This window comes from Streptomyces viridifaciens (assembly GCF_001888885.2).
Lineage (GTDB): Bacteria > Actinomycetota > Actinomycetes > Streptomycetales > Streptomycetaceae > Kitasatospora > Kitasatospora aureofaciens.
Map to the genome: position 1 here is coordinate 2,660,088 of NZ_CP090841.1, position 20,067 is coordinate 2,680,154.

Annotated in this window: 16 protein-coding genes and 1 tRNA gene; 1 reads left to right on the forward strand and 16 read right to left on the reverse strand. The window is 72.2% G+C overall.

The features are described 5' to 3' along the window. Window positions 1-233: 233 nt before the first annotated feature. The 15 genes from BOQ63_RS18870 to BOQ63_RS18940 form a co-directional block, all read right to left on the reverse strand. Window positions 234-1,514 (reverse strand): MraY family glycosyltransferase, encoded by a 1,281-nt coding sequence (locus tag BOQ63_RS18870; RefSeq protein ID WP_046386195.1) that lies wholly within the window; start codon window positions 1,512-1,514, stop codon window positions 234-236. A gap of 174 nt (window positions 1,515-1,688) precedes the next feature. After that, window positions 1,689-2,978 carry a serine hydroxymethyltransferase gene (gene glyA / locus BOQ63_RS18875; protein WP_030282069.1) on the reverse strand — a complete coding sequence of 430 codons (1,290 nt, stop codon included), beginning with the start codon at window positions 2,976-2,978 and terminating at the stop codon, window positions 1,689-1,691. Window positions 2,979-3,158: 180 nt separating this feature from the next. Next, window positions 3,159-3,800 (reverse strand): arsenate reductase/protein-tyrosine-phosphatase family protein, encoded by a 642-nt coding sequence (locus BOQ63_RS18880; RefSeq protein ID WP_046386196.1) that lies wholly within the window; start codon window positions 3,798-3,800, stop codon window positions 3,159-3,161. 32 nt (window positions 3,801-3,832) lie between these two features. Continuing rightward, entirely contained in the window at window positions 3,833-4,480 is a 648-nt protein-coding gene (locus BOQ63_RS18885) for an L-threonylcarbamoyladenylate synthase (RefSeq protein ID WP_072654660.1), read from the reverse strand. A gap of 172 nt (window positions 4,481-4,652) precedes the next feature. Further along, window positions 4,653-5,519, reverse strand: coding sequence for a peptide chain release factor N(5)-glutamine methyltransferase (gene prmC / locus BOQ63_RS18890; RefSeq protein WP_030282077.1), 867 nt, complete (start codon window positions 5,517-5,519; stop codon window positions 4,653-4,655). Between the two features lie 63 nt (window positions 5,520-5,582). Continuing rightward, window positions 5,583-6,659, reverse strand: coding sequence for a peptide chain release factor 1 (gene prfA, locus BOQ63_RS18895; RefSeq protein ID WP_072654661.1), 1,077 nt, complete (start codon window positions 6,657-6,659; stop codon window positions 5,583-5,585). 147 nt (window positions 6,660-6,806) lie between these two features. Further along, window positions 6,807-7,028 carry a 50S ribosomal protein L31 gene (gene rpmE / locus BOQ63_RS18900; protein ID WP_030235761.1) on the reverse strand — a complete coding sequence of 74 codons (222 nt, stop codon included), beginning with the start codon at window positions 7,026-7,028 and terminating at the stop codon, window positions 6,807-6,809. A 151-nt stretch (window positions 7,029-7,179) separates the two neighbouring features. After that, complete coding sequence (locus BOQ63_RS18905; protein ID WP_072654662.1) at window positions 7,180-8,325, reverse strand: LCP family protein; 1,146 nt, start codon at window positions 8,323-8,325, stop codon at window positions 7,180-7,182. A gap of 139 nt (window positions 8,326-8,464) precedes the next feature. Then, window positions 8,465-10,558 (reverse strand): transcription termination factor Rho, encoded by a 2,094-nt coding sequence (gene rho, locus BOQ63_RS18910; RefSeq protein ID WP_030282085.1) that lies wholly within the window; start codon window positions 10,556-10,558, stop codon window positions 8,465-8,467. A 577-nt stretch (window positions 10,559-11,135) separates the two neighbouring features. Next, window positions 11,136-12,074, reverse strand: a complete 939-nt coding sequence (gene thrB / locus BOQ63_RS18915) for a homoserine kinase (protein ID WP_030551362.1) — start codon at window positions 12,072-12,074, stop codon at window positions 11,136-11,138. A gap of 369 nt (window positions 12,075-12,443) precedes the next feature. After that, on the reverse strand, window positions 12,444-13,541 hold the full coding sequence (gene thrC / locus BOQ63_RS18920; protein WP_072654663.1) for a threonine synthase: 1,098 nt from the start codon (window positions 13,539-13,541) through the stop codon (window positions 12,444-12,446). A 10-nt stretch (window positions 13,542-13,551) separates the two neighbouring features. After that, the gene (locus BOQ63_RS18925) at window positions 13,552-14,844 is read right to left on the reverse strand and encodes a homoserine dehydrogenase (protein WP_030282091.1); all 1,293 of its coding nucleotides are present in this window, start codon (window positions 14,842-14,844) and stop codon (window positions 13,552-13,554) included. 138 nt (window positions 14,845-14,982) lie between these two features. Further along, window positions 14,983-16,374: a diaminopimelate decarboxylase gene (lysA, locus tag BOQ63_RS18930; protein WP_072654664.1), complete on the reverse strand. Its 1,392-nt coding sequence runs from the start codon at window positions 16,372-16,374 to the stop codon at window positions 14,983-14,985. A gap of 93 nt (window positions 16,375-16,467) precedes the next feature. After that, window positions 16,468-18,123 (reverse strand): arginine--tRNA ligase, encoded by a 1,656-nt coding sequence (gene argS, locus BOQ63_RS18935; protein WP_030282096.1) that lies wholly within the window; start codon window positions 18,121-18,123, stop codon window positions 16,468-16,470. 94 nt (window positions 18,124-18,217) lie between these two features. Then, the gene (locus BOQ63_RS18940) at window positions 18,218-18,637 is read right to left on the reverse strand and encodes a response regulator (RefSeq protein ID WP_046386192.1); all 420 of its coding nucleotides are present in this window, start codon (window positions 18,635-18,637) and stop codon (window positions 18,218-18,220) included. Window positions 18,638-18,819: 182 nt separating this feature from the next. Here BOQ63_RS18940 and BOQ63_RS18945 point away from each other — a divergent pair. Next, window positions 18,820-18,891, forward strand: a tRNA-Arg gene (locus BOQ63_RS18945). Window positions 18,892-19,042: 151 nt separating this feature from the next. On the opposite strand, the gene BOQ63_RS18950 is transcribed toward BOQ63_RS18945, so the two are convergent. After that, window positions 19,043-20,035, reverse strand: coding sequence for a S1 family peptidase (locus BOQ63_RS18950; RefSeq protein WP_051746752.1), 993 nt, complete (start codon window positions 20,033-20,035; stop codon window positions 19,043-19,045). Window positions 20,036-20,067 lie beyond the last annotated feature (32 nt).

The window sequence follows — 20,067 nt, forward strand, 5'->3', positions numbered from 1 at the left end:
GACCGAGTGACCGCCGCCGGGCCGCCCGCGAGTGCGGCGGGCCCGTCGAGGGAGACCGAGCAGGGACGGAGTCATCCACCTGTCAGGTCTTTCGGCGTGTTCTCGGTACTCGTGAACGGTATCACAAACTATTTGATGAGAGCTTTACCATGAATGTGTGGCTCCTGTCACACCGACGGCCCAGCGATTCCGCCGTACGGGTGAGCCCATTTGACTTACCGTCAACTCCCAGGTCAACGGCGGCCGGTGGCCTTGTGGTGGTCGGAGGGCACGGACGCACCCCGGCTGACTTCACCCAGAAGTTGCTTGTCCTTCGCCGACAGTTCGGCCATCGGGGCGGTGGACGCCCGCCGCCGGTACCGGGGAGGGACGAAGGACTGCACGGACCGGGGGGCCCGCGGACGGAACCGCGGGGTCAGCAACACCACCAGGCCGACCAGGCAGAGCCCGGCGAGGGTCAGCACCACCGTGCGGCCGGTGTTGGTCACCGAGAAGGCGACCGTGCCGAAGGCGATCAGCGCGGCCCAGAAGTACATGATCAGTACGGCGCGGCTGTGCGAGTGCCCGACCTGGAGCAGCCGGTGGTGCAGGTGACGCTTGTCGGCGGCGAACGGGGACTGGCCGGCCCAGGTGCGGCGCACCACCGCGAGCAGCAGGTCGGCCAGCGGCAGCGCGATGACCGTCAGCGGCAGCAGCAGCGGGATGTAGATCGGCACCAGGGTGTGCACGGTGGCGGTCTGCGAACCGGTCTCGCTGTTGATCAGGTCCGGGTCGACCCGGCCGGTGATCGAGATCGCGGCGACGGCCAGCATCAGGCCCAGCATCATCGAGCCGGAGTCGCCCATGAAGATCCGCGCGGGGTGCATGTTGTGCGCCAGGAAGCCCAGGCACATGCCGATCAGCAGCACGCTGAACAGCACTGCGGGGGCCGCGTCGGTGATCGCGTAGCCGTACCAGAGCCGGTAGCTGTACAGGAAGAACGCCATCGCGGCGATGCAGACCATGCCGCCCGCCAGGCCGTCCAGACCGTCGATGAAGTTCACCGCGTTGACCATGACGACGACCAGGGTGACCGAGATGACCATGCCCTGGGTCGGGCTCACCGCGACCGAGCCGACGCCGGGCACCGGGAGGCTGATCACCGTGACGCCCTGCCAGACCATCACGCCGGCGGCGATCATCTGGCCGCCCAGCTTCACCAGGGCGTCCACGCCCCACTTGTCGTCCAGCACGCCCAGCAGGAACATGATCCCGGCGCCGGACAGCAGCGCGCGGATGTCACTGCCGCCGTTGAACACCTTGCTCAGGTTGTCCAGCTGCGAGGCGACCAGGATGCCCGCGCACAGTCCGCCGAACATCGCGATGCCGCCGAGCCGCGGAGTGGGCTCGCGGTGCACGTCGCGGGCGCGGACCGGGGGCATCGCGCCCGCCGCGATGGCGAACTTCCGCACCGGGCCGGTCAGCAGGTAGGTGACGGCGGCGGTGCAGAACAGCACCAGCAGATACTCACGCACCACTGGCCTCCTGCATCACTGTCGAACGGGGAGGTACCGAAGGTACTCCCCTGCCTTCCCGGGGTTCGAGGTGCGTCGCCACGGCACACACCTTATTGAGTCGGACGCCCGGGGTGTGCATCGCGGTTCGCTCTCCCGGGTAAGAGATCCCGATACCCGTGGCCGTTTCCCCTCTCAGCCGCGCCGGGCGAACGCCGCCGCCAGCTCCCGGACCCGCTCCCCGACCGGCCCCGGCGCCTCCCCGGACAGCAGCCGGGCGATCAGCGCGGCGATCTCGGTCAGCTCCGGCACGCCCATCCCCTGGGTGGTCACGGTGCCGGTGCCCAGCCGGATTCCGGACGCCTCGGCGACCGGTGCCGGGTCGTACGGCAGTGCGCACTTGCCGAGCAGCAGCCCGGCCGCGGCGCAGCGCCGTTCGGCCTCCGCGCCGGTCACGCCGAGCGGGCTCACGTCGACGGTCACCAGGTGGGTGTCGGTGCCGCCCGTCAGAGGGCGCATATCGGCCTCTGCGAGCCCCCTGGCGAGCGTCCGCGCCCCGGACACCGTCCGCTCCGCGTACGCCCGGTACGCGGGCGTCCCGGCCTCCGCGAGGGCCACCGCCTTCCCGGCCACCTCGTTCATCGCCGCGCCGCCCTGGGTGAACGGGAACACCGCGCGGTCGATCCGCTCGGCCAGCTCCGCGGTGGACAGCAGCAGGCCCCCGCGCGGACCGCGCAGAAGTTTGTGGGTGGCCGCCACGGTGACGTCCGCGTACGGCACCGGTGAGGGCGCCACCCCGGCCGCCACCAGACCGGTGGTCTGCGCGACGGAGGCGATCAGGTAGGCGTCCACCTCGTCGGCGATCTCCCGGAAGGCCTCCCAGTCCGGGTGCCGGGGGTGGGAGATCGACCCCGCGACGATGGCCTTGGGGCGGTGCAGCCGGGCCAGCTCGCGCACCTGGTCGAGGTCGATCAGGCCGTCGGCCTCGCGCACGCCGTAGCCGGTGAAGTCGAACCAGCGGCCGGAGAAGTTCGCCCGCGAGCCGCAGCTGAGGTGGCCGCCGTGCTCCAGCGACATCGCCAGCACCCCGTCACCGGGCCGCAGTAGCGCCGCGTAGGCCGCCAGCATCGCCGAAGTCGCCGACCTGGGCTGGACGTTGGCGTGCGGCGCGGAGAACAGTTGGCGCGCCCGGTCGATCGCCAGCAGCTCCGCGGCGTCGGCCAGCGCGCAGCCGGTGTGGTGCCGGCGGCCGGGGTACCCCTCGGCGTACTTGTCGATCAGCGGCCCGGTCAGCGCCGCCAGGACGGCCGGGCTGGTCAGGTTCTCACCCGCCAGCAGCTGGATCGTCTCGGCGCGCCGCTCGGCCTCGGCGGCCAGCAGGTCGGCGATCTGCGGGTCCGCCCGGTGCAGCGCCTCGGACGCCCACGGGCGTCCCGTCGTCGTGGTCGGGGCGGTCGAGCCGGTCGCGGCATCGGTGACGGTCATGGCGGGGCTCCCGGGCGCTGCAGGGACGGTCCACCCAGCGTAGGACCGTCTCGGCCGCCCGGCTCGGCAGCGCAGAGCCGTTCGGCCCCCGGGGCCGGTGCCCGTACGCCCGTCAGTGCGGTGCTCGGACTCCGGTCGGACGCCGGTCGGTGCGGTGCTCGGACTCCGGTCGAACGCCGGTCAGTGCGGTGCTCGGACTCCGGTGAGCGCGGTGACCACCGGGTCGACCGCGTGGAATATCTCCTCGCCACAGTTGCGGAACATGCCGATCGGGGCCCCGTACGGGTCGTCCACCTCGTCGGACTCCGGGGTCGCGGCCAGCAGCCAGCCGCGCAGCGCGGCGGCCGCCCGGACCAGGGCGCGGGCGCGCTCGGTGACGTCGGCGCCGCGGCGCGGGTCGGGCAGGGTGCCCGGGTCGATCGTCCGCACCAGCCGGGTGAACTCCTTCATCGTGAAGGTGCGCAGCCCCGCCTCGTGGCCCATCGAGATCACCTGGGCGCGGTGGTCCAGGGTCGCGGTGAGCACCAGGTCGGCCTCGACCACGTGCTCGTCCAGCAGCTCCCGGCCGGTGAAGCCGCCGCTGTCGGCGCCGTACTCGTTGAGCACGGTCGCGGCGTGGTCCTCCATCGGCGCGCCCACGTGGCCCCAGGTGCCGGCGCTCTCGACCAGGATCCGCCCGGCCACCCGGGGGCTGAGCCGGGTGTCCAGCTCACGCCGGGTGAGCCGCTCGGCGATCGGCGAGCGGCAGATGTTCCCGGTGCAGACGAACAGGATCCGGAAGTGGTCCAGCGGCCTGGGGCCCACGCTCAGGTACGGCGCTATGCCGAGCCCGTCGTGGAGCGAGGCGGTGGGCGTCAACTTCCGGCCTCCAGGTCGGGGACGACCTCCCTCAGCTGCTCGATGCTGATCGCGCCCGCCCGCAGCAGGACCGGCACCTTGCCGGTGACGTCGACGATCGACGAGGCGGTGGCGTGGTCTGCCTTCCCGCCGTCCAGGTAGACCGAGACGGCGTCGCCGAGCTGGGCCTGCGCCTCGTCGCAGGTCGCCGGGGACGGCCCGCCGGTCTTGTTGGCGCTGGAGACGGCGAGCGGGCCGGTGGCGTTCAGCAGCTCGATGGCGACCGGGTGCAGCGGCATCCGGACCGCGACGGTGCCGCGGGTCTCGCCGAGGTCCCAGCGCAGCGAGGGCTGGTGCCGTGCGACCAGGGTGAGGCCGCCGGGCCAGAAGGCGTCGACCAGCTCCCAGGCCTGCTCGGAGAAGTCGGTGACCAGGCCGTGCAGGGTGGTCGGCGAGCCGACCAGGACGGGCGAGGGCATGTTGCGGCCGCGGCCCTTGGCGGCCAGCAGCTCGCCGACGGCCTCCGGGGAGAAGGCGTCCGCGCCGACGCCGTAGAGGGTGTCGGTGGGCAGCACGACGAGTTCGCCGCGGCGGATGGCCGAGGCGGCCTCGCGCAGGCCGGTGGCGCGGTCCCCGGCGTCGGCACAGTCGTATCGGCGGCTCATCGGTGCGGTCCCCTTCCGGAATGGCTCATGACGTTCACGGCGGTGCTCACGGCACGGCCGTGCGCGCAGCCGTGCTGTGCTCGACCGTTCGCGACCCGACCCTTCGGGCGGTCGTGCTGTGCTCGACCGTTCACAACCCGACCCTTCGGGCGGTCGTGCTGTGCTCGACCGTTCACAACCCGACCCTTCGGGCGGTCGTGAAGCGCGGCCGGTTGTTCAGGTCGCGGTGGTCGGCGGTGTCCGTCCAGCCGCGTTCCTCGTTGAAGATCCACGGCACCTGGCCGCCCTGCTGGTCGGCGTGCTCGATCACCACCGCGCCGCCCGGGCGCAGCAGCCGGGCGGCGACCCGCTCGATGCCGCGGATGGTGTCCAGGCCGTCCTCGCCGGAGAACAGGGACATCTGCGGGTCGTGGTCGCGGGCCTCGGGCGCGACGTACTCCCACTCGGTGAGCGGGATGTACGGCGGGTTGGAGATGACCAGGTCGAAGCGGCCGTCCCAGGAGCGGTCGTCCTCGAAGGCCTTGGTGGCGTCCCCGGCGTGCAGGGTGACCCTGGCCCGGTCCGGGCTGGCCTCGATGTTGCGCCGGGTGTACTCCAGCGCCCCCTCGTCGAGTTCGAAGGCGTGCACGGTGGAGCGCGGCAGTTCCTGGGCCAGGGCGAGCGCGATGGCGCCGGAGCCGGAGCACAGGTCGACCACCAGCGGCTCGGCGACGTCCATGTCGCGCACCGCGTCTATCGCCCACTCGACCACCGACTCGGTCTCCGGCCGGGGCACGAACACCCCGGGGCCGACCTCCAGTTCGAGGTAGCGGAAGAACGCCCGCCCGGTGATGTGCTGCAGCGGCTCGCGCGCCTCGCGGCGCGAGACCGCCTCCCAGTAGCGGGCGTCGAAGTCGGCGTCCTTCACCGTGTGCAGCTGGCTGCGCTTGACGTGGTGGACGTAGGCGGCGAGTTCCTCCGCGTCGAAGCGCGGCGACGGCACGCCGGCCGCGGCCAACCGCTGGGTGGCCTGGGCCACCTCGGCGAGCAGCAGGTTCATCCGTACGACCTCTTGTTTCTGCGCTCCGGCTTCAGGCTTGCGTCGGGCTGGGGCGCGCCGGTCTCAGTTCTCTTGGGCCGCGGCGAGCTTGGCCGCCGCGTCCTTGTCGACGCAGGACTGGATCACCGCGTTCAGCTCGCCGTCCAGGACCTGGTCCAGGTTGTACGCCTTGAACCCCGTGCGGTGGTCCGAGATGCGGTTCTCCGGGTAGTTGTACGTCCGGATGCGCTCCGAGCGGTCCACCGTGCGGACCTGGCTGCGGCGCGCGTCGGAGGCCTCGCGCTCGGCCTCCTCCTGCGCGGCGGCCAGCAGGCGCGAACGCAGGATGCGCATCGCCTGCTCCTTGTTCTGCAGCTGGCTCTTCTCGTTCTGGCAGGACGCCACGATACCGGTCGGCAGGTGGGTGATCCGGACCGCGGAGTCGGTGGTGTTGACCGACTGGCCGCCGGGGCCGGAGGAGCGGTAGACGTCGATCCGCAGGTCGTTGGCGAGGATCTCGACCTCGACCTCCTCCGCCTCCGGGGTGACCAGCACGCCGGCCGCGGAGGTGTGGATGCGGCCCTGGGACTCGGTGGCGGGGACGCGCTGCACGCGGTGCACGCCGCCCTCGTACTTCAGCCGGGCCCAGACGCCCTGGCCGGGCTCGGCGTTGCCCTTGGTCTTCACGGCCACCGAGACGTCCTTGTAGCCGCCGAGGTCGGACTCGTTGGAGTCGATGATCTCGGTCTTCCAGCCGACCCGCTCCGCGTAGCGCAGGTACATCCGGAGCAGGTCGCCGGCGAACAGCGCGGACTCCTCGCCGCCCTCGCCCGCCTTGATCTCCAGGATGACGTCCTTGTCGTCGCTCGGGTCGCGCGGGACCAGCAGCAGCCGCAGTTCCTCGGTCAGCTCGTCGCGGCGGGCCTCGGAGTCCTTCACCTCGGAGATGAACTCCGGGTCCTCGGCGGCGAGTTCGCGCGCGGCCTCGATGTCCTCGCCGGCCTGTCGCCACTGCCGGTAGACCCGGGTGATGGGGGTCAGTTCGGCGTACCGCTTGGCCAGCTTGCGGGCGTTGTTCTGGTCGGCGTGGACGGACGGGTCGGCCAGCCTCTTCTCGAGGTCGGCGTGCTCGACGAGGAGCTCTTCGACTGCCTCGAACATGGGGTGGCCTTCTTCCCGGGGAATCGGAACGTGTGGGGGGTTCGGAACGGTGGAGCCGTGGACCGCGCGCTGGGACGCGAACGGCGCCGGTCCCCGGCGCCCCCGACAACGAGTCCGGGGGCACCGGGAACCGGCGCCGAGGGAGCGCTAGGCCTTCGCGCTGTGCTGCTTGCCGAAGCGGGCCTCGAAGCGGGCCACGCGGCCACCGGTGTCGAGGATCTTCTGCTTGCCGGTGTAGAACGGGTGGCACTGCGAGCAGACCTCGGCGCGGATCTCGCCGCTGGTCTCGGTCGAGCGGGTGGTGAACTCGGCGCCGCAGGTGCAGGTCACGCGGGTGACCACGTACTCCGGGTGAACGTTGGACTTCAAGGGGTTCTCCTAGTTTTCGGGAGGGCACCGGGTCGGCGGCTGGGAGTGCCGCACGTGAACCGGGACCGACGGACCAGTCTGCCAGGACCGGCCGCATCTTCCCAAACCGGGTCCCGTTCCGGGATATTCCGGGCGCCGCCCGGCGGGTGGTTCAGCGGCCGGCCGAGGCCTTGGCGGTGGACTTCGGAGCGGGCTTCGGGACAGGGTGCGCCGCGGGGGCGGTGGCGGCGCCGGACTCCGCGGGGGCCGTCTGGGCGGGGTTCTCCGGCTGGGCGGACAGGACCACCTGCGGGACCGGCTGGTCGGCCCTGAGCGCCGCCCAGACGTTTCCGGCCTGCGGCTGCTGCTCGACCACCCGGTTGGCGTCGGTGGGGGGCGTCGTCACCGGCAGGGTGACCATGGTCAACTGGTCCGGCCCGATCCCCTTGAGTTCCCGCACCAGCCCCACCAGGGAGTTCACCGAGCCGAGCGCGGAGTCGGTGGTGACGCTCTTCGTCATGGTGTCGCCGATCGACCACAGCTTGACCGGGTCGGAGAACAGTCCCGTCCCGCCGGCCTGCTGGAGCAGCGACTTGACCATCTGCTTCTGCAGCTCGATCCGGCCGAGGTCGCTGCCGTCGCCGACGCCGTGCCGGGTGCGCACGAAGGCCAGCGCCTGCTGGCCGTCGAGGTGGTGCTCACCGGCGGGCAGGTCGAGCCCGCTGTCCTTGTCGTGGATGGCCACCGCGGTGGTCACGGTGGCCCCGCCTATCGCGTCCACGACCCGGGCGAAGCCGGCGAAGTCCACCTGGAGGTAGTGGTCCATCCGCAGCCCGGTGAGCTGCTCGGTGGCCTTGACCGCGCAGGCCGCGCCACCGCTCTCGAAGGCGCTGTTGTACATGGCGCGCTTGACGGCCGGAACGGCCTTGCCGGCGCTGTCCGTGCACTGCGGGCGGTCGACCAGGGTGTCGCGCGGGATCGAGACGATCGAGGCCCGGGAGTGGTCCTGGCTGATGTGCACCACCATCGCGGTGTCGGAGCGGGCGGAGTCGCCGGTGGCCCCGCCGGCCAGGTCGCCGTTCTCGCCGACCCGCGAGTCGGAGCCCAGCACCAGGATGTTGAAGGAGCCGTCGGTGGCGGCCGGGGGCCGGGCGTCGCCGAGGCGGGAGTCGATGTCGACGCTCTTGATGTTGCCGTTGAGCTTCAGGTACGCCCACCCGGCCGCTCCGCCGCCGAGGACGACGAGCGCGACGAACGCGCAGGCGGCCACCCACAGGACCTTGCGGCGGCGACTGGGGACCCTCTTGTGCTCGGCCATACGGTCCAGAGTAAATCGGACAAGAAGATCGAATAGCCCCAAGTCGTCCCAACTCTGGAACAAAGCGCCCGGAACGCACGGAACCCCGGACCGCTCGCGCGATCCGGGGTTCCGTGCTCGACCAGCCGTCCGACTACGGTCAGTCGCCGGAGCCGGGGGTGGTCTTGGCGATCTGCATCAGGAACTCGGCGTTGCTCTTGGTCTGCTTCATCTTGTCCAGGAGCAGCTCGATCGCCTGCTGCGAGTCGAGCGCGTGCAGCACCCGGCGCAGCTTCCAGACGATGGCCAACTCCTCGCTGCCGAGCAGGATCTCCTCCTTGCGGGTGCTGGAGGCGTCCACGTCGACGGCCGGGAAGATGCGCTTGTCCGAGAGCTTCCGGTCGAGCTTGAGCTCCATGTTGCCGGTGCCCTTGAACTCCTCGAAGATCACCTCGTCCATGCGCGAGCCGGTCTCGACCAGCGCGGTGGCCAGGATGGTCAGCGAGCCGCCGTTCTCGATGTTGCGCGCGGCACCGAAGAACTTCTTCGGCGGGTACAGCGCGGTCGAGTCGACACCACCGGACAGGATGCGGCCGGAGGCCGGGGCCGCCAGGTTGTAGGCGCGGCCCAGGCGGGTGATCGAGTCCAGCAGGATGACCACGTCGTGGCCCAGCTCCACCAGGCGCTTGGCGCGCTCGATGGCCAGCTCGGCGACGGTGGTGTGGTCCTCGGCCGGGCGGTCGAAGGTCGAGGAGATGACCTCGCCCTTCACCGACCGCTGCATGTCGGTGACCTCTTCCGGACGCTCGTCGACCAGGACGACCATCAGGTGGCACTCGGGGTTGTTGTGGGTGATCGCGTTGGCGACCGCCTGCAGCACCATGGTCTTGCCGGTCTTCGGCGGCGCCACGATCAGACCGCGCTGGCCCTTGCCGATCGGCGACACCAGGTCGATGATCCGGGTGGTCAGCACGCCCGGGTCGGTCTCCAGGCGCAGCCGCTCCTGCGGGTAGAGCGGGGTGAGCTTGTTGAACTCGGGGCGGCCGCGGCCGGTCTCCGGGTCCATGCCGTTGACGGAGTCCAGCCGCACCATGGCGTTGAACTTCTCGCGGCGCTCGCCCTCGCGCGGCTGGCGCACCGCACCGGTGATGGCGTCGCCCTTGCGCAGGCCGTTCTTGCGGACCTGGGCGAGCGAGACGTAGACGTCGTTCTGGCCCGGCAGGTAGCCGGAGGTACGCACGAACGCGTAGTTGTCGAGGATGTCGAGGATGCCCGCGACCGGGATCAGGACGTCGTCCTCGCCGATCTGCGGCTCGACGGCGCCGGTCTCGAAGCCCTCGCGGCCGCGACGGCCCCGGCGGTCCCGGTAGCGGCCGCGACGGCCCCGACGGCCCTCGCCGAACTCGTCGTCGTCGTAGCCGCCCTGCTGGGCCTGCGGCTGCTGGACCTGCTGGCCGCCCTCGCGGCGCTGCTGGCCGTCGCCCTGGCCCTGCTGCTGGCCCTGCTGGCCGCCCTGGCGGTCGGCGCGCTCGCGGCGGTTGCGGCGGTCGCGGCGGGACTCGCGCCCCTCGCCGTCCTGTCCGGCCTGGGCCTCGGCGCCGTCCTGGCGCTCGGTGCGCTCGGTGCGCTCGCCCGACTCGCGGCGGTCACGGCGCTCGCGGCGGTCACGACGGGTCTCACGACCCTCCTCGCGGCCCTCGAAGCCGCGGGTCTCGGCCGGACGCTCGGCCTGCTTGGGCTCGGCCACCGCGACGGTGGCGGCCTCGGCGCCGGCCTCGGCGGCCGGGGCGGTGGGGGCGCCGGCGGCCGAGGTGGCACGGCGGCGGGTGCGCTCGGCGCGGGCCGGCGCGGCGGCGGTCTCGGCGGCGGCCTGGACCGGGATCTCGATCTGGGCCTGCGCCTCGGCGGCCGGGGCCGCGGCAGCGGCGGCGGCCTTGCTGCGGCGGGCCGGCTTCTCGGCCGGGGCCTCGGCCTCCGCCTTGGCGGCGGTGCGCTTGGCGGCCGGGGCGCCACCGGCGGCGAGCAGCGGGTCCCCGCCGCTCTTCTCCTTGATGGTCTCGATCAGCTGGCTCTTGCGCATGCGCCCGGTACCGGTGATGCCCAGGTCCGCGGCGAGCTTCTGCAGCTCGGCGAGAACCATGCCGTCCAGGCCCGCGGCGGCATTGCGGCGGCGGCGCGGGGCGGCGGGGGCGGCGGCCGCGTCCGACGCTTCGGCGTCCGGGCGCGCGCCCATCAGATCGGTGGAGTCGCTCACTAAGGGTCCTTCCCTGGAGCGGACGTCGGCCTGTCTGGCTCGGCGACCGGTTGTGCTGTCCTGACCAACGCTCGACTGCGTCGGTCCGAGGCGGTGGTCCCTCGAATGGCGGGAGCCCGTCGAGGGAGAGCTGCGAGGTGCGGTGCATGAAGCACGGTGGTGCTGAGTGGCGCGTGGGCCGGCCGTGTGTCGACCTCCCCAGAGGGCGTTGCCCCCACGCTGCCTGCGAATCCCGGGCCCCCGTCGCGTGACGGTGACCCGCGCTCCGCCCGTCCTGGCCTTCAGGTGGAAGGCCGCGGGTGGGAGTCAGGTGCCGTCACGGCTTCGGGATGCGGCCGCATGTCGCGCAGGCAGGCTGCGTACGCGCTGCGGTGGGCTCCCGGAGAATCGTCGCCCCGGACATCGCGGCGGCTCCACGGCAGTGGAGCGCTGGGATCGGGACGCGGCGCACCGAGCCCCGGAGGGCACATGGTGCAGCAATGAGATTAACACTACCGACCCCCTCAGACATTCCCCGACCTCGGGCCTGCCAATCGTGTCCGGACGGCCCGGCTCGCCGCAGGGCCAAACCAGCTGCTCAGACGTCCAGCGGGAGCACGGTGGCCCCGGTGCGGTCGACGCCCAGCCGGTGCGCGGCGAACGCCGGGTCGCCGCCGTGGCCGTGGTGCCCGGCGAAGGACAGCACCTTGTCGACACCCGCCTCGTCGGTGAGCGCCAGCACGGTCGGGCCGGCCCCGGAGATGACCGCGGGGACGCCCTCCGCGCGCAGCGCGCCGACCAACGCGGCGCTGTCCGGCATCGCGGAGGCGCGGTAGTCCTGGTGCAGCCGGTCCTCGGTGGCCGCGAGCAGCAGTTCGGGCCGCCGGGTCAACGCCTCCACCAGCAGCGCGGAGCGGCCGGCGTTGACGGCCGCGTCGGCCAGCGGGACGGTCTTCGGCAGCAGGCCGCGGGCGGTCTCGGTGAGCACCTCGCCGGCCGGGACGAACACCACCGGGACGACCTGCTCGGACGGCTCCAGGGCGACCGCCTTCGCCGACTCCTCGTCGGTCCAGGCGATGGTGAAGTTGCCGCGCAGGCAGGCCGCGACGTTGTCGGGGTGGCCCTCCAGCTCGGAGGCGAGGGCCAGCAGCGCGTCGTCGTCCAGCGCGGACGGGCCACCGATGGTGACCGCGCGGGCGGCCACGATGCCGGCGCAGATGGCGGCCGAGGAGGAGCCCAGGCCACGGCCGTGCGGTATCCGGTTGGCGCAGACCACTTCGAGGCCGCGCGGCTGGCCGCCGAGCCGGTCGAACGCGGCCCGCATCGAGCGGACCAGCAGGTGCCGCTCGTCCCGGGGCAGTGTCCCGGCCCCCTCCCCGGCGATGTCGACGGCGAGCCCGGAGTCGGCGACCCGGACGACCACGTCGTCGTACAGACCCAGCGCGAGCCCGAAGGCGTCGAAGCCCGGGCCGAGGTTGGCGCTGGTCGCGGGAACCCTGACCCGGACGGCGGCGGCACGGAACGCAGGACCGGCCATGCGGTGGACTCTCCTGGGGAAATCGGGCGGCGCGGAGCGCGTCGTCGGTGCGAGGGTGGGGGAAAGGGCCGCGGGCCCCTCGGGCCGGGCGGTCACAGTCGTCGGCGCGGCCCGCGCAGGACGGGCCCGGGGCATGTGCCACACGGCCGGACCCAGAGTATCGAAGAGAGGTTCCCCAGTGGTACACCCCGTGGGCCTTCGATCTGGTGTGTTGCCGGTTCTGGCCGGAATGCACACCCCTCCCGGTCAAAGGGAGGGGCGGAATCGGATCGGAATGCGCAGCGGAATTGACACAAAGGAGTCACCGGAGAACTTCGACGGGCCGACCCCCGAAAGTGGGTCGGCCCGTCGAAGTGTCAGACCCCTGCGTCAGTCGAGCAGTCCGAGTCGCCGGGCCGCCGCCTCCGGGTCGATCGGGACGACCTGCGGCTGCGGCGCGCCGGCCACCGCCCAGTCCGGGTCCTTGAGGCCGTTGCCGGTCACCGTGCAGACGATCCGCTGGCCCGGGTCGACCAGGCCGGCCTCCGCCTTGGCCAGCAGGCCGGCCACCGAGGCAGCCGAGGCGGGCTCCACGAAGACGCCCTCCTGCGCGGCCAACAGCCGGTACGCGGCGAGGATCTGACGGTCAGTCACCTTGTCGATGAGGCCGCCGGACTCGTCCCGCGCGGCGAGCGCGAAGTCCCAGGAGGCCGGGTTGCCGATCCGGATCGCGGTGGCGATGGTCTGCGGCTTGAGGACGGGCGCGCCGTCCACGATCGGGGCCGAGCCGGAGGCCTGGAAGCCCCACACCCGCGGGGTGCGCGCGGCCATCCCGTCGGTCGCGTACTCCCGGTAGCCCTTCCAGTACGCGGTGATGTTACCCGCGTTGCCGACCGGCAGGACGTGGATGTCCGGGGCGTCGCCGAGCATGTCGACGATCTCGAAGGCGGCGGTCTTCTGGCCCTCGATCCGCACCGGGTTCACCGAGTTGACCAGGGCGACCGGGTACTTCTCGGACAGCTCGCGGGCCAGCGTCAGGCAGTCGTCGAAGTTGCCGTCGACCTGCAGGATCTTCGCGCCGTGCACCAGCGCCTGGCCCATCTTGCCCAGGGCGATCTTGCCCTGGGGCACGAGCACCGCGGAGACCATCCCGGCGCGCACCGCGTACGCGGCGGCGGAGGCCGAGGTGTTGCCGGTGGACGCGCAGATGACGGCCTGCGCGCCCGCCTCCTTGGCCTTGGAGATGGCCATCGTCATCCCGCGGTCCTTGAAGGAGCCGGTCGGGTTGGCGCCCTCGACCTTGAGGTAGACCTCGCAGCCCGTGCGCTCGGAGAGCACCTGGGCGGGTACCAGGGGCGTGCCGCCCTCCAGCAGGGTGACCACCGGGGTGGTCGCGGTGACCGGCAGGCGGTCCCGGTACTCCTCGATCAGGCCGCGCCACTGGTGGGTGTGCGCGCCTCGGACGACGTTCTCGGCAACGGCGTTCATGGCTGGTTCCTTATTCCCCTTCGACCCGCATGATGCTGGCCACGTCCCGCACGCTGTCCAGCGCGCGGAGCTTGTCGACCGTCGCCGACAGCGCGGCGTCGGTGGCACGGTGGGTGACCACGACGAGCGAGGCGTCGCCGTCGCGGCCCTGCTGGCGCACGGTGTCGATGGAGACGCCGTGCTCGGCGAAGACGGACGCGACCTGGGCGAGCACGCCCGCCCGGTCGTCCACGTCCAGGCTGACGTGGTAGCGCGTGACGACCTCGTCCATCGGCTTGGCGGGCAGCCGGGTGTACAGGGAGTCACCGGGACCGGTGGCCCCGGCCAGCTTGTTGCGGCAGACCGCGACCAGGTCGCCCAGCACCGCGGAGGCGGTCGGCGAGCCGCCCGCGCCCGGGCCGTAGAACATCAGCCGACCGGCCGCCTCGGCCTCGACGAACACCGCGTTGTACGCCTCGCGGACGGAGGCCAGCGGGTGCGACAGCGGGATCATCGCCGGGTGGACGCGCGCGGTGACGGACTCGCCGTCGGCGGCCCGCTCGCAGATCGCGAGCAGCTTGACCACGCAGCCCATCGCCTTCGCGGAGGCGATGTCGGCGGCGGTGACCTCGGTGATGCCCTCGCGGTAGACGTCCGCCGCGGTGACCTTGGTGTGGAAGGCGATGCCGGCGAGGATCGCGGCCTTGGCGGCAGCGTCGAAGCCCTCCACGTCCGCGGTCGGGTCGGCCTCGGCGTAGCCGAGCGCGGTGGCCTCCTCCAGCGCCTCCGAGTAGCCGGCGCCGGTGGTGTCCATCTTGTCGAGGATGAAGTTGGTGGTGCCGTTGACGATGCCCAGCACCCGGTTGACCTTGTCCCCGGCGAGGGACTCGCGCAGCGGGCGCAGCAGCGGGATCGCGCCCGCGACCGCGGCCTCGTAGTACAGGTCCACACCGGCCGCGGCGGCCGCCGCGTGCAGCTCGGTGCCGTCCTGGGCGAGCAGCGCCTTGTTGGCGCTGACCACCGAGGCGCCCTGCTCGAAGGCCGACAGCAGCAGCGATTTGGAGGGCTCGATCCCGCCCACCACCTCGACCACGACGTCGATGTCGCCCCGGTTGACCAGGGCCTCGGCGTCGGTGGTGATCAGGTGCTCGGGCACCCCGGGGCGCACCCGGCCGGCCCGGCGGACCGCGATCCCGGCGAGCTCGACCGGGGCACCGATGCGAGCGGCGAGGTCGTCGGCCGTCGTCGTCATGATGCGCGCCACCTCGGAGCCCACCACACCACAACCCAGCAACGCCACCTTCAGCGGGCGCGTACGCATCATCCGACTCCGCTCTGCCATTCTTCGTGCTTCGGTATTTCCGGCGGTTTTCCGGTGCCGCCGGGAACTTCGGTCCGTACCAGTCTCGGGGACTTTCCGCACGGATCTACGGTCGTTCCATGATCTGAGACGAGAATTTCGTCATCCGATATCCAGGCGCAGGAGATCCTCCTCCGTCTCGCGCCGGACGATCACCCGCGCCGCACCGTCCCTGACGGCGAGCACGGGGGGCCTGAGGGCGTGGTTGTAGTTGCTCGCCATCGAGCGGCAGTAGGCGCCGGTGGCGGGCACCGCGATCAGGTCGCCCGGGACCAGGTCGGAGGGCAGGAAGGCGTCCCGGACGACGATGTCGCCGGACTCGCAGTGCTTGCCGACCACCCGGACCAGCATCGGCGCGGCCTCGCTGGTGCGGGACACCAGGGCCACCGAGTACTCGGCGTCGTACAGCGCGGTGCGGATGTTGTCGGACATCCCGCCGTCCACGCTGACGTAGGTGCGCAGGCCCTCCAGCGGCTTGACCGTGCCGACCTCGTACAGCGTGAACGCGGTCGGGCCGACGATCGCCCGGCCCGGCTCCACGCTCAGCCGGGGGGCGTTCAGGTTCGCGGCGGCGCACTCGCGGCGGACGATCTCGGCCAGGGCGGCGGCGATCTCGGCGGGCTCGCGCGGGTCGTCCTCGCTGGTGTAGGCGATGCCGAGGCCGCCGCCGAGGTCGATCTCGGGCAGCTCGACGCCGTGCTCGTCCCGGATCCCGGCCAGCAGGCCGACCACCCGGCGGGCGGCCACCTCGAAGCCGGCCATGTCGAAGATCTGCGAGCCGATGTGCGAGTGGATGCCGCGCAGTTCCAGGCTGTCGTGGCCGAGCACCCGGCGCACCGCCTCGGCGGCGGCCCCGCCGTTCAGCGAGAGGCCGAACTTCTGGTCCTCGTGCGCCGTCGCGATGAACTCGTGGGTGTGCGCCTCGACGCCGACGGTGACCCGGATCAGCACCTGCTGGCGCACGCCGTGGCGGGCGGCGATCGCGGCCAGCCGCTCGATCTCCTCGTAGGAGTCGACCACGATGTGCCCGACACCGGTCTTCACCGCGTGTTCCAGCTCGTCGGCCGACTTGTTGTTGCCGTGCAGCGCGATCCGCTCCGGCGGCATCCCGGCGGCCAGCGCCACCGCGAGCTCGCCGACGCTGCACACGTCGAGGTTGAGGCCCTCCTCGTGCAGCCAGCGCACGATCGCCTTGGAGAGGAAGGCCTTTCCGGCGTAGTAGACGTCCGCGCCGGCGCCGAAGGCGTCCCGCCAGGCGCGGGCCCGGGCGCGGAAGTCCTCCTCGTCCAGCACGTAGGCCGGGGTGCCGAACTCGGCCGCCAGTCGCCTCACGTCGATCCCGCCGACGGTGGCCGCGCCCTCGGCGTTGCGGGCGACGGTGCACGACCAGACCTTGGGATCGAGCGCGTTCAGGTCGGCCGGCGGGGCCTGGTAGTGGCCCTCGGGCAGGACGTCGCCGTGGCGGGGCCCGGCGGGATGTGCGGAGCGACTCATCGTTGTGCCAGTCCTTCGAGACCTATGGCGAGGGGCGGCGACGGTCCCCGTTGACCGTCAGCCGCCCCCCCGCTGTGCGCTTGGGGGTGGTGTCTACATCCGCTCGGGCGTCGAGACGCCCAGCAGCGTCAGGCCGTTGGCGAGCACGGTGCGCGTCGCCTCGACCAGCCAGAGACGGGCGTGCGTGAGGTCCGTGACCTCGTCGTCGCCCTTGGGCAGGACCGGGCAGTTGTCCCAGAAGCGGTGGTACGCGCCGGCCAGGTCCTCCAGGTAGCGGGCGACCCGGTGCGGCTCGCGCAGCTCGCCGGCGGCGGCGATGACGCGCGGGAACTCACCGAGCTGACCGAGCAGGTCGGTCTCCCACTCCGTGCTCAGCAGCTCCGGTTTGAAGTCCGCCGAGCGCGTGATGCCCATGTCGGCGGCCTTGCGCTGGAGCGAGGACATCCGGGCGTGCGCGTACTGGACGTAGAAGACGCGGTTCTCGTTGGTCTGGCTGGTCAGGATGTTGATGTCCAGCGTGATCGTCGAGTCCGTGGAGGAACGCGCCAGGGTGTAGCGGGCGGCGTCGACGCCGATCCACTCGACCACGTCGTCGATCGTGATGATGTTGCCGGCCCGCTTGGACATGCGGACCTCTTCGCCGTCGCGAAGCATCTTCACGAACTGGCCGATCTTCACCTCGATGTTGCGGTTCAAGTCGTCGCCCGCGCAGGCCGCGATGGCCTTGAGGCGGTTGACGTAGCCGTGGTGGTCCGCGCCCAGCATGTAGAGCGCGACCTCGGCGCCGCGGTCCCGCTTGGACAGGTAGTACGCGGCGTCGGCGGCGAAGTAGGTCTTGTCGCCGTCGGCCTTGATCAGGACGCGGTCCTTGTCGTCGCCGAAGTCGGTGGTGCGCAGGAAGACCGCGCCGTCCTGCTCGAAGACGTGGCCCTGCTCGCGCAGCCGGTCGATGGCCTTCTCGACGGCGCCGGAGTCGTGCAGCGTCCTCTCCGAGAACCACACGTCGAAGTGGGTGCCGAACTCGTCCATGGAGCGCTTGATCTCGGCGACCATGAGCTTGAGGCCCTCGGTGCGGAAGACCTCCAGCTGCTCGGCCTCGGACAGGTCGAGCACGCCCGGGATCGCGTCGGTGAGCGTCTTGGCGATGTCGACGATGTACTCGCCGACGTAACCGCCCTCGGGCACCTCGCGGCCGTTCGCGGCGGCCTGGAGGGAGGCGGCGAACTTGGTGATCTGCACGCCGGCGTCGTTGAGGTAGTACTCGGTGGTGACGTCGGCGCCGGAGGCCCGCAGCACGCGCGCCAGCGAGTCGCCGACGGCGGCCCAGCGGACGCCGCCGATGTGGATCGGGCCGGTCGGGTTGGCGGAGACGAACTCCAGGTTGATGCGCAGGCCCTTGAGGGCCTCGTTGCGGCCGTACGCCTCGCCCGCCTCGACGATGGTGCGGGCGAGCGCACCGGCGGTGGCGGTGTCCAGGGTGATGTTCAGGAAGCCCGGACCGGCGATGTCGACCTCGGAGACGCCGGTGATCCCTCGCAGGCGCTCGGCCAGGACCTCGGCAACGGCTCGCGGCGGCTTGCCGGCCGCCTTGGCGAGCTGGAGGGCCACGTTCGTCGCGTAGTCGCCGTGGTCCCGGTTCTTGGGCCGCTCGACCGTCACGTGCTCGGGCACGGCGACGGCCAGCTCGCCCGCCTCGACGGCGGAACTCACTGCGGCCTGGATTGCCTGGGAAAGGTCTGCGGGGGTCACGACGCCAAGCGTAGGCGAGACGGGGTGCCCGCCCGCCACCCGGTTTGCCGGTTGAGACGCCCGGAGGGGCCCCGGCGCCGCCTGCCCAGGGATGTCAGCCGCGATCCGTGCGCTCTGTTCGCTCAGGGCGAAACCCGGCGGGCCGTTCCTCCGCGCGCATCAGGCGCCGGACCAGGGCCACCAGGTCGGCGGGGTCGAAGGGCTTGCCGAGGTAACCGTCCACACCGACCGCCTCCCCCAGGTCGAGGTCCGCCGGGGTGCAGGCGCTCACGATCGCGATCGGCAGTCCACTGGTGTCCGGGGTCGCGCGCAGCCGGGCCGCCGTCCGCAGGCCGTCCAGCCGCGGCATCACCACGTCCAGCGTCACCACGTCGGGCTTCACCCGGCGGATGACCTCCAGGCACTCGGCGCCGTCGGCGGCGGTCACCACCTCGAAGCCTTCGAGCTCCAGGTTGACCCTGATCAGCTGGCGGATCACCTCGCTGTCGTCCACCACGAGGACCCGCCCGGACACTCCCGACACCTCACCGAGGGTATCGGCGGCCCCGCCGCCCCGTCCGGCCTTTGGGCACTTCCGCCCGCCGGGCCACCGGGGGCCGACCCGACGATCTTTCCGGAAACCCGTGCACGGACCGCCCGGGAAGCCTGGTAGTGTTCATCACGTCGGAACGCCGCAGGCGGCCGGCAGGCCAGTAGGCCCCCGTAGCTCAGGGGATAGAGCACCGCCCTCCGGAGGCGGGTGCGTAGGTTCGAATCCTACCGGGGGCACTTCGCAGGAAGTGCAACTGAGGCCCAGATCAGTGGAGTTGATCCACGGATCTGGGCCTTCGTCATGTCCGGACGTGCTTCGGGCTCCGTCCGGGCGCGGTCCGGGCCCGGTTCGGCGGACCCCGCTCGGGGAGAGCGGGGTCCGGGCGGTTCAGGAGGCGGCGGCCTCGGCCTGGTCGTAGAGCTCGGCGACGGTGTGGTCGAAGTAGGCGCTGTACGAGGTGTCGTCGGTGTCGCCGCCCTGCTGGTAGCCGCCGATGGCGCCGACCACGTCACCGGTGGCGGTGTTGATCCACGGGCCGCCGCTGGTGCCGCTCGGGTACGACGGGCACTGGATGACGCGCTGGTACGCGCTCTGCTGGGCCGTGGTGTTGGTGCAGAGGTTGGGCACCTCGGCGTCGGCCGGGTAGCCGTAGAGCCGGACGGTGGCGCCGAAGGGCTCGTCGGTGCCCAGCTTGTTGCCGCCGACCACGTCCTCGACCTTGCGGCCGTTGCTGGGGGCGGTCTCCAGGATCGCGAAGTCCTCGTCCACGTCGCCCTTCTCGGACCAGCCGGACGCGGTGTGGATCGCCGTCACCCGCCAGGTGCCGTACGGGGCGGAGCCGTCCCGGTAGCCGGGGGCGAAGGTCACGCCGTCGGTGCTGGTGAGGCAGTGCGCGGCGGTCAGCAGCAGGTTGCCGGTGGCGCTGTGCAGCACGCTGGCGGTGCAGAAGTGGTTGCCGGGCGCGACCGAACCGCTGAACAGGGCACCGACGGTGGCGGTTTCCCGGTTGTCGGCGGGGGCGGGGCCGGTCGCACCCAGGACGACGCTGTGCGCGTCGGGGGTGGCCGGGGCGGTGGACGAGGGGCTGTCGGTGGGGGTCGGCGTGGCGCTCGGGGCCGGGGTCGGGGTGCGGCTCGGGGTGGTGTCCGCGGCCGGGGCCGGCGAGGCGGGCGCCGCCGTGGTGGCGGCCGGGGAGGTCGCCGGGGCGACCGCGACCGCCCGGGGGCTGCGGGCCTCCTTCCCGGCGGCGGTGGCGTCCGACAGGTCGAACCCGTGCGTGCCCGCCACGACCGTGGCCACCACGACCGCGGACAGCGCGGTGAACAGCGAAGGGGCCAGCAGGCGGTGGCGGCGCGAACCCCGTCGGCGGTGCTGACCCATGCCCGTGTCTCCTGCCGTGGTCGATGGCGTCT

What these genes read in the sequence shown, in the direction of transcription:
- glyA (WP_030282069.1), bottom strand. Translation starts at nt 2,978, where the DNA reads ATGACCGTCACCGATGCCGCGACCGGCTCGACCGCCCCGACCACGACG.
- BOQ63_RS18885 (WP_072654660.1), bottom strand. Translation starts at nt 4,480, where the DNA reads ATGAGCCGCCGATACGACTGTGCCGACGCCGGGGACCGCGCCACCGGC.
- prmC (WP_030282077.1), bottom strand. Translation starts at nt 5,519, where the DNA reads ATGAACCTGCTGCTCGCCGAGGTGGCCCAGGCCACCCAGCGGTTGGCC.
- prfA (WP_072654661.1), bottom strand. Translation starts at nt 6,659, where the DNA reads ATGTTCGAGGCAGTCGAAGAGCTCCTCGTCGAGCACGCCGACCTCGAG.
- BOQ63_RS18905 (WP_072654662.1), bottom strand. Translation starts at nt 8,325, where the DNA reads ATGGCCGAGCACAAGAGGGTCCCCAGTCGCCGCCGCAAGGTCCTGTGG.
- thrB (WP_030551362.1), bottom strand. Translation starts at nt 12,074, where the DNA reads ATGGCCGGTCCTGCGTTCCGTGCCGCCGCCGTCCGGGTCAGGGTTCCC.
- thrC (WP_072654663.1), bottom strand. Translation starts at nt 13,541, where the DNA reads ATGAACGCCGTTGCCGAGAACGTCGTCCGAGGCGCGCACACCCACCAG.
- BOQ63_RS18925 (WP_030282091.1), bottom strand. Translation starts at nt 14,844, where the DNA reads ATGATGCGTACGCGCCCGCTGAAGGTGGCGTTGCTGGGTTGTGGTGTG.
- lysA (WP_072654664.1), bottom strand. Translation starts at nt 16,374, where the DNA reads ATGAGTCGCTCCGCACATCCCGCCGGGCCCCGCCACGGCGACGTCCTG.
- BOQ63_RS18950 (WP_051746752.1), bottom strand. Translation starts at nt 20,035, where the DNA reads ATGGGTCAGCACCGCCGACGGGGTTCGCGCCGCCACCGCCTGCTGGCC.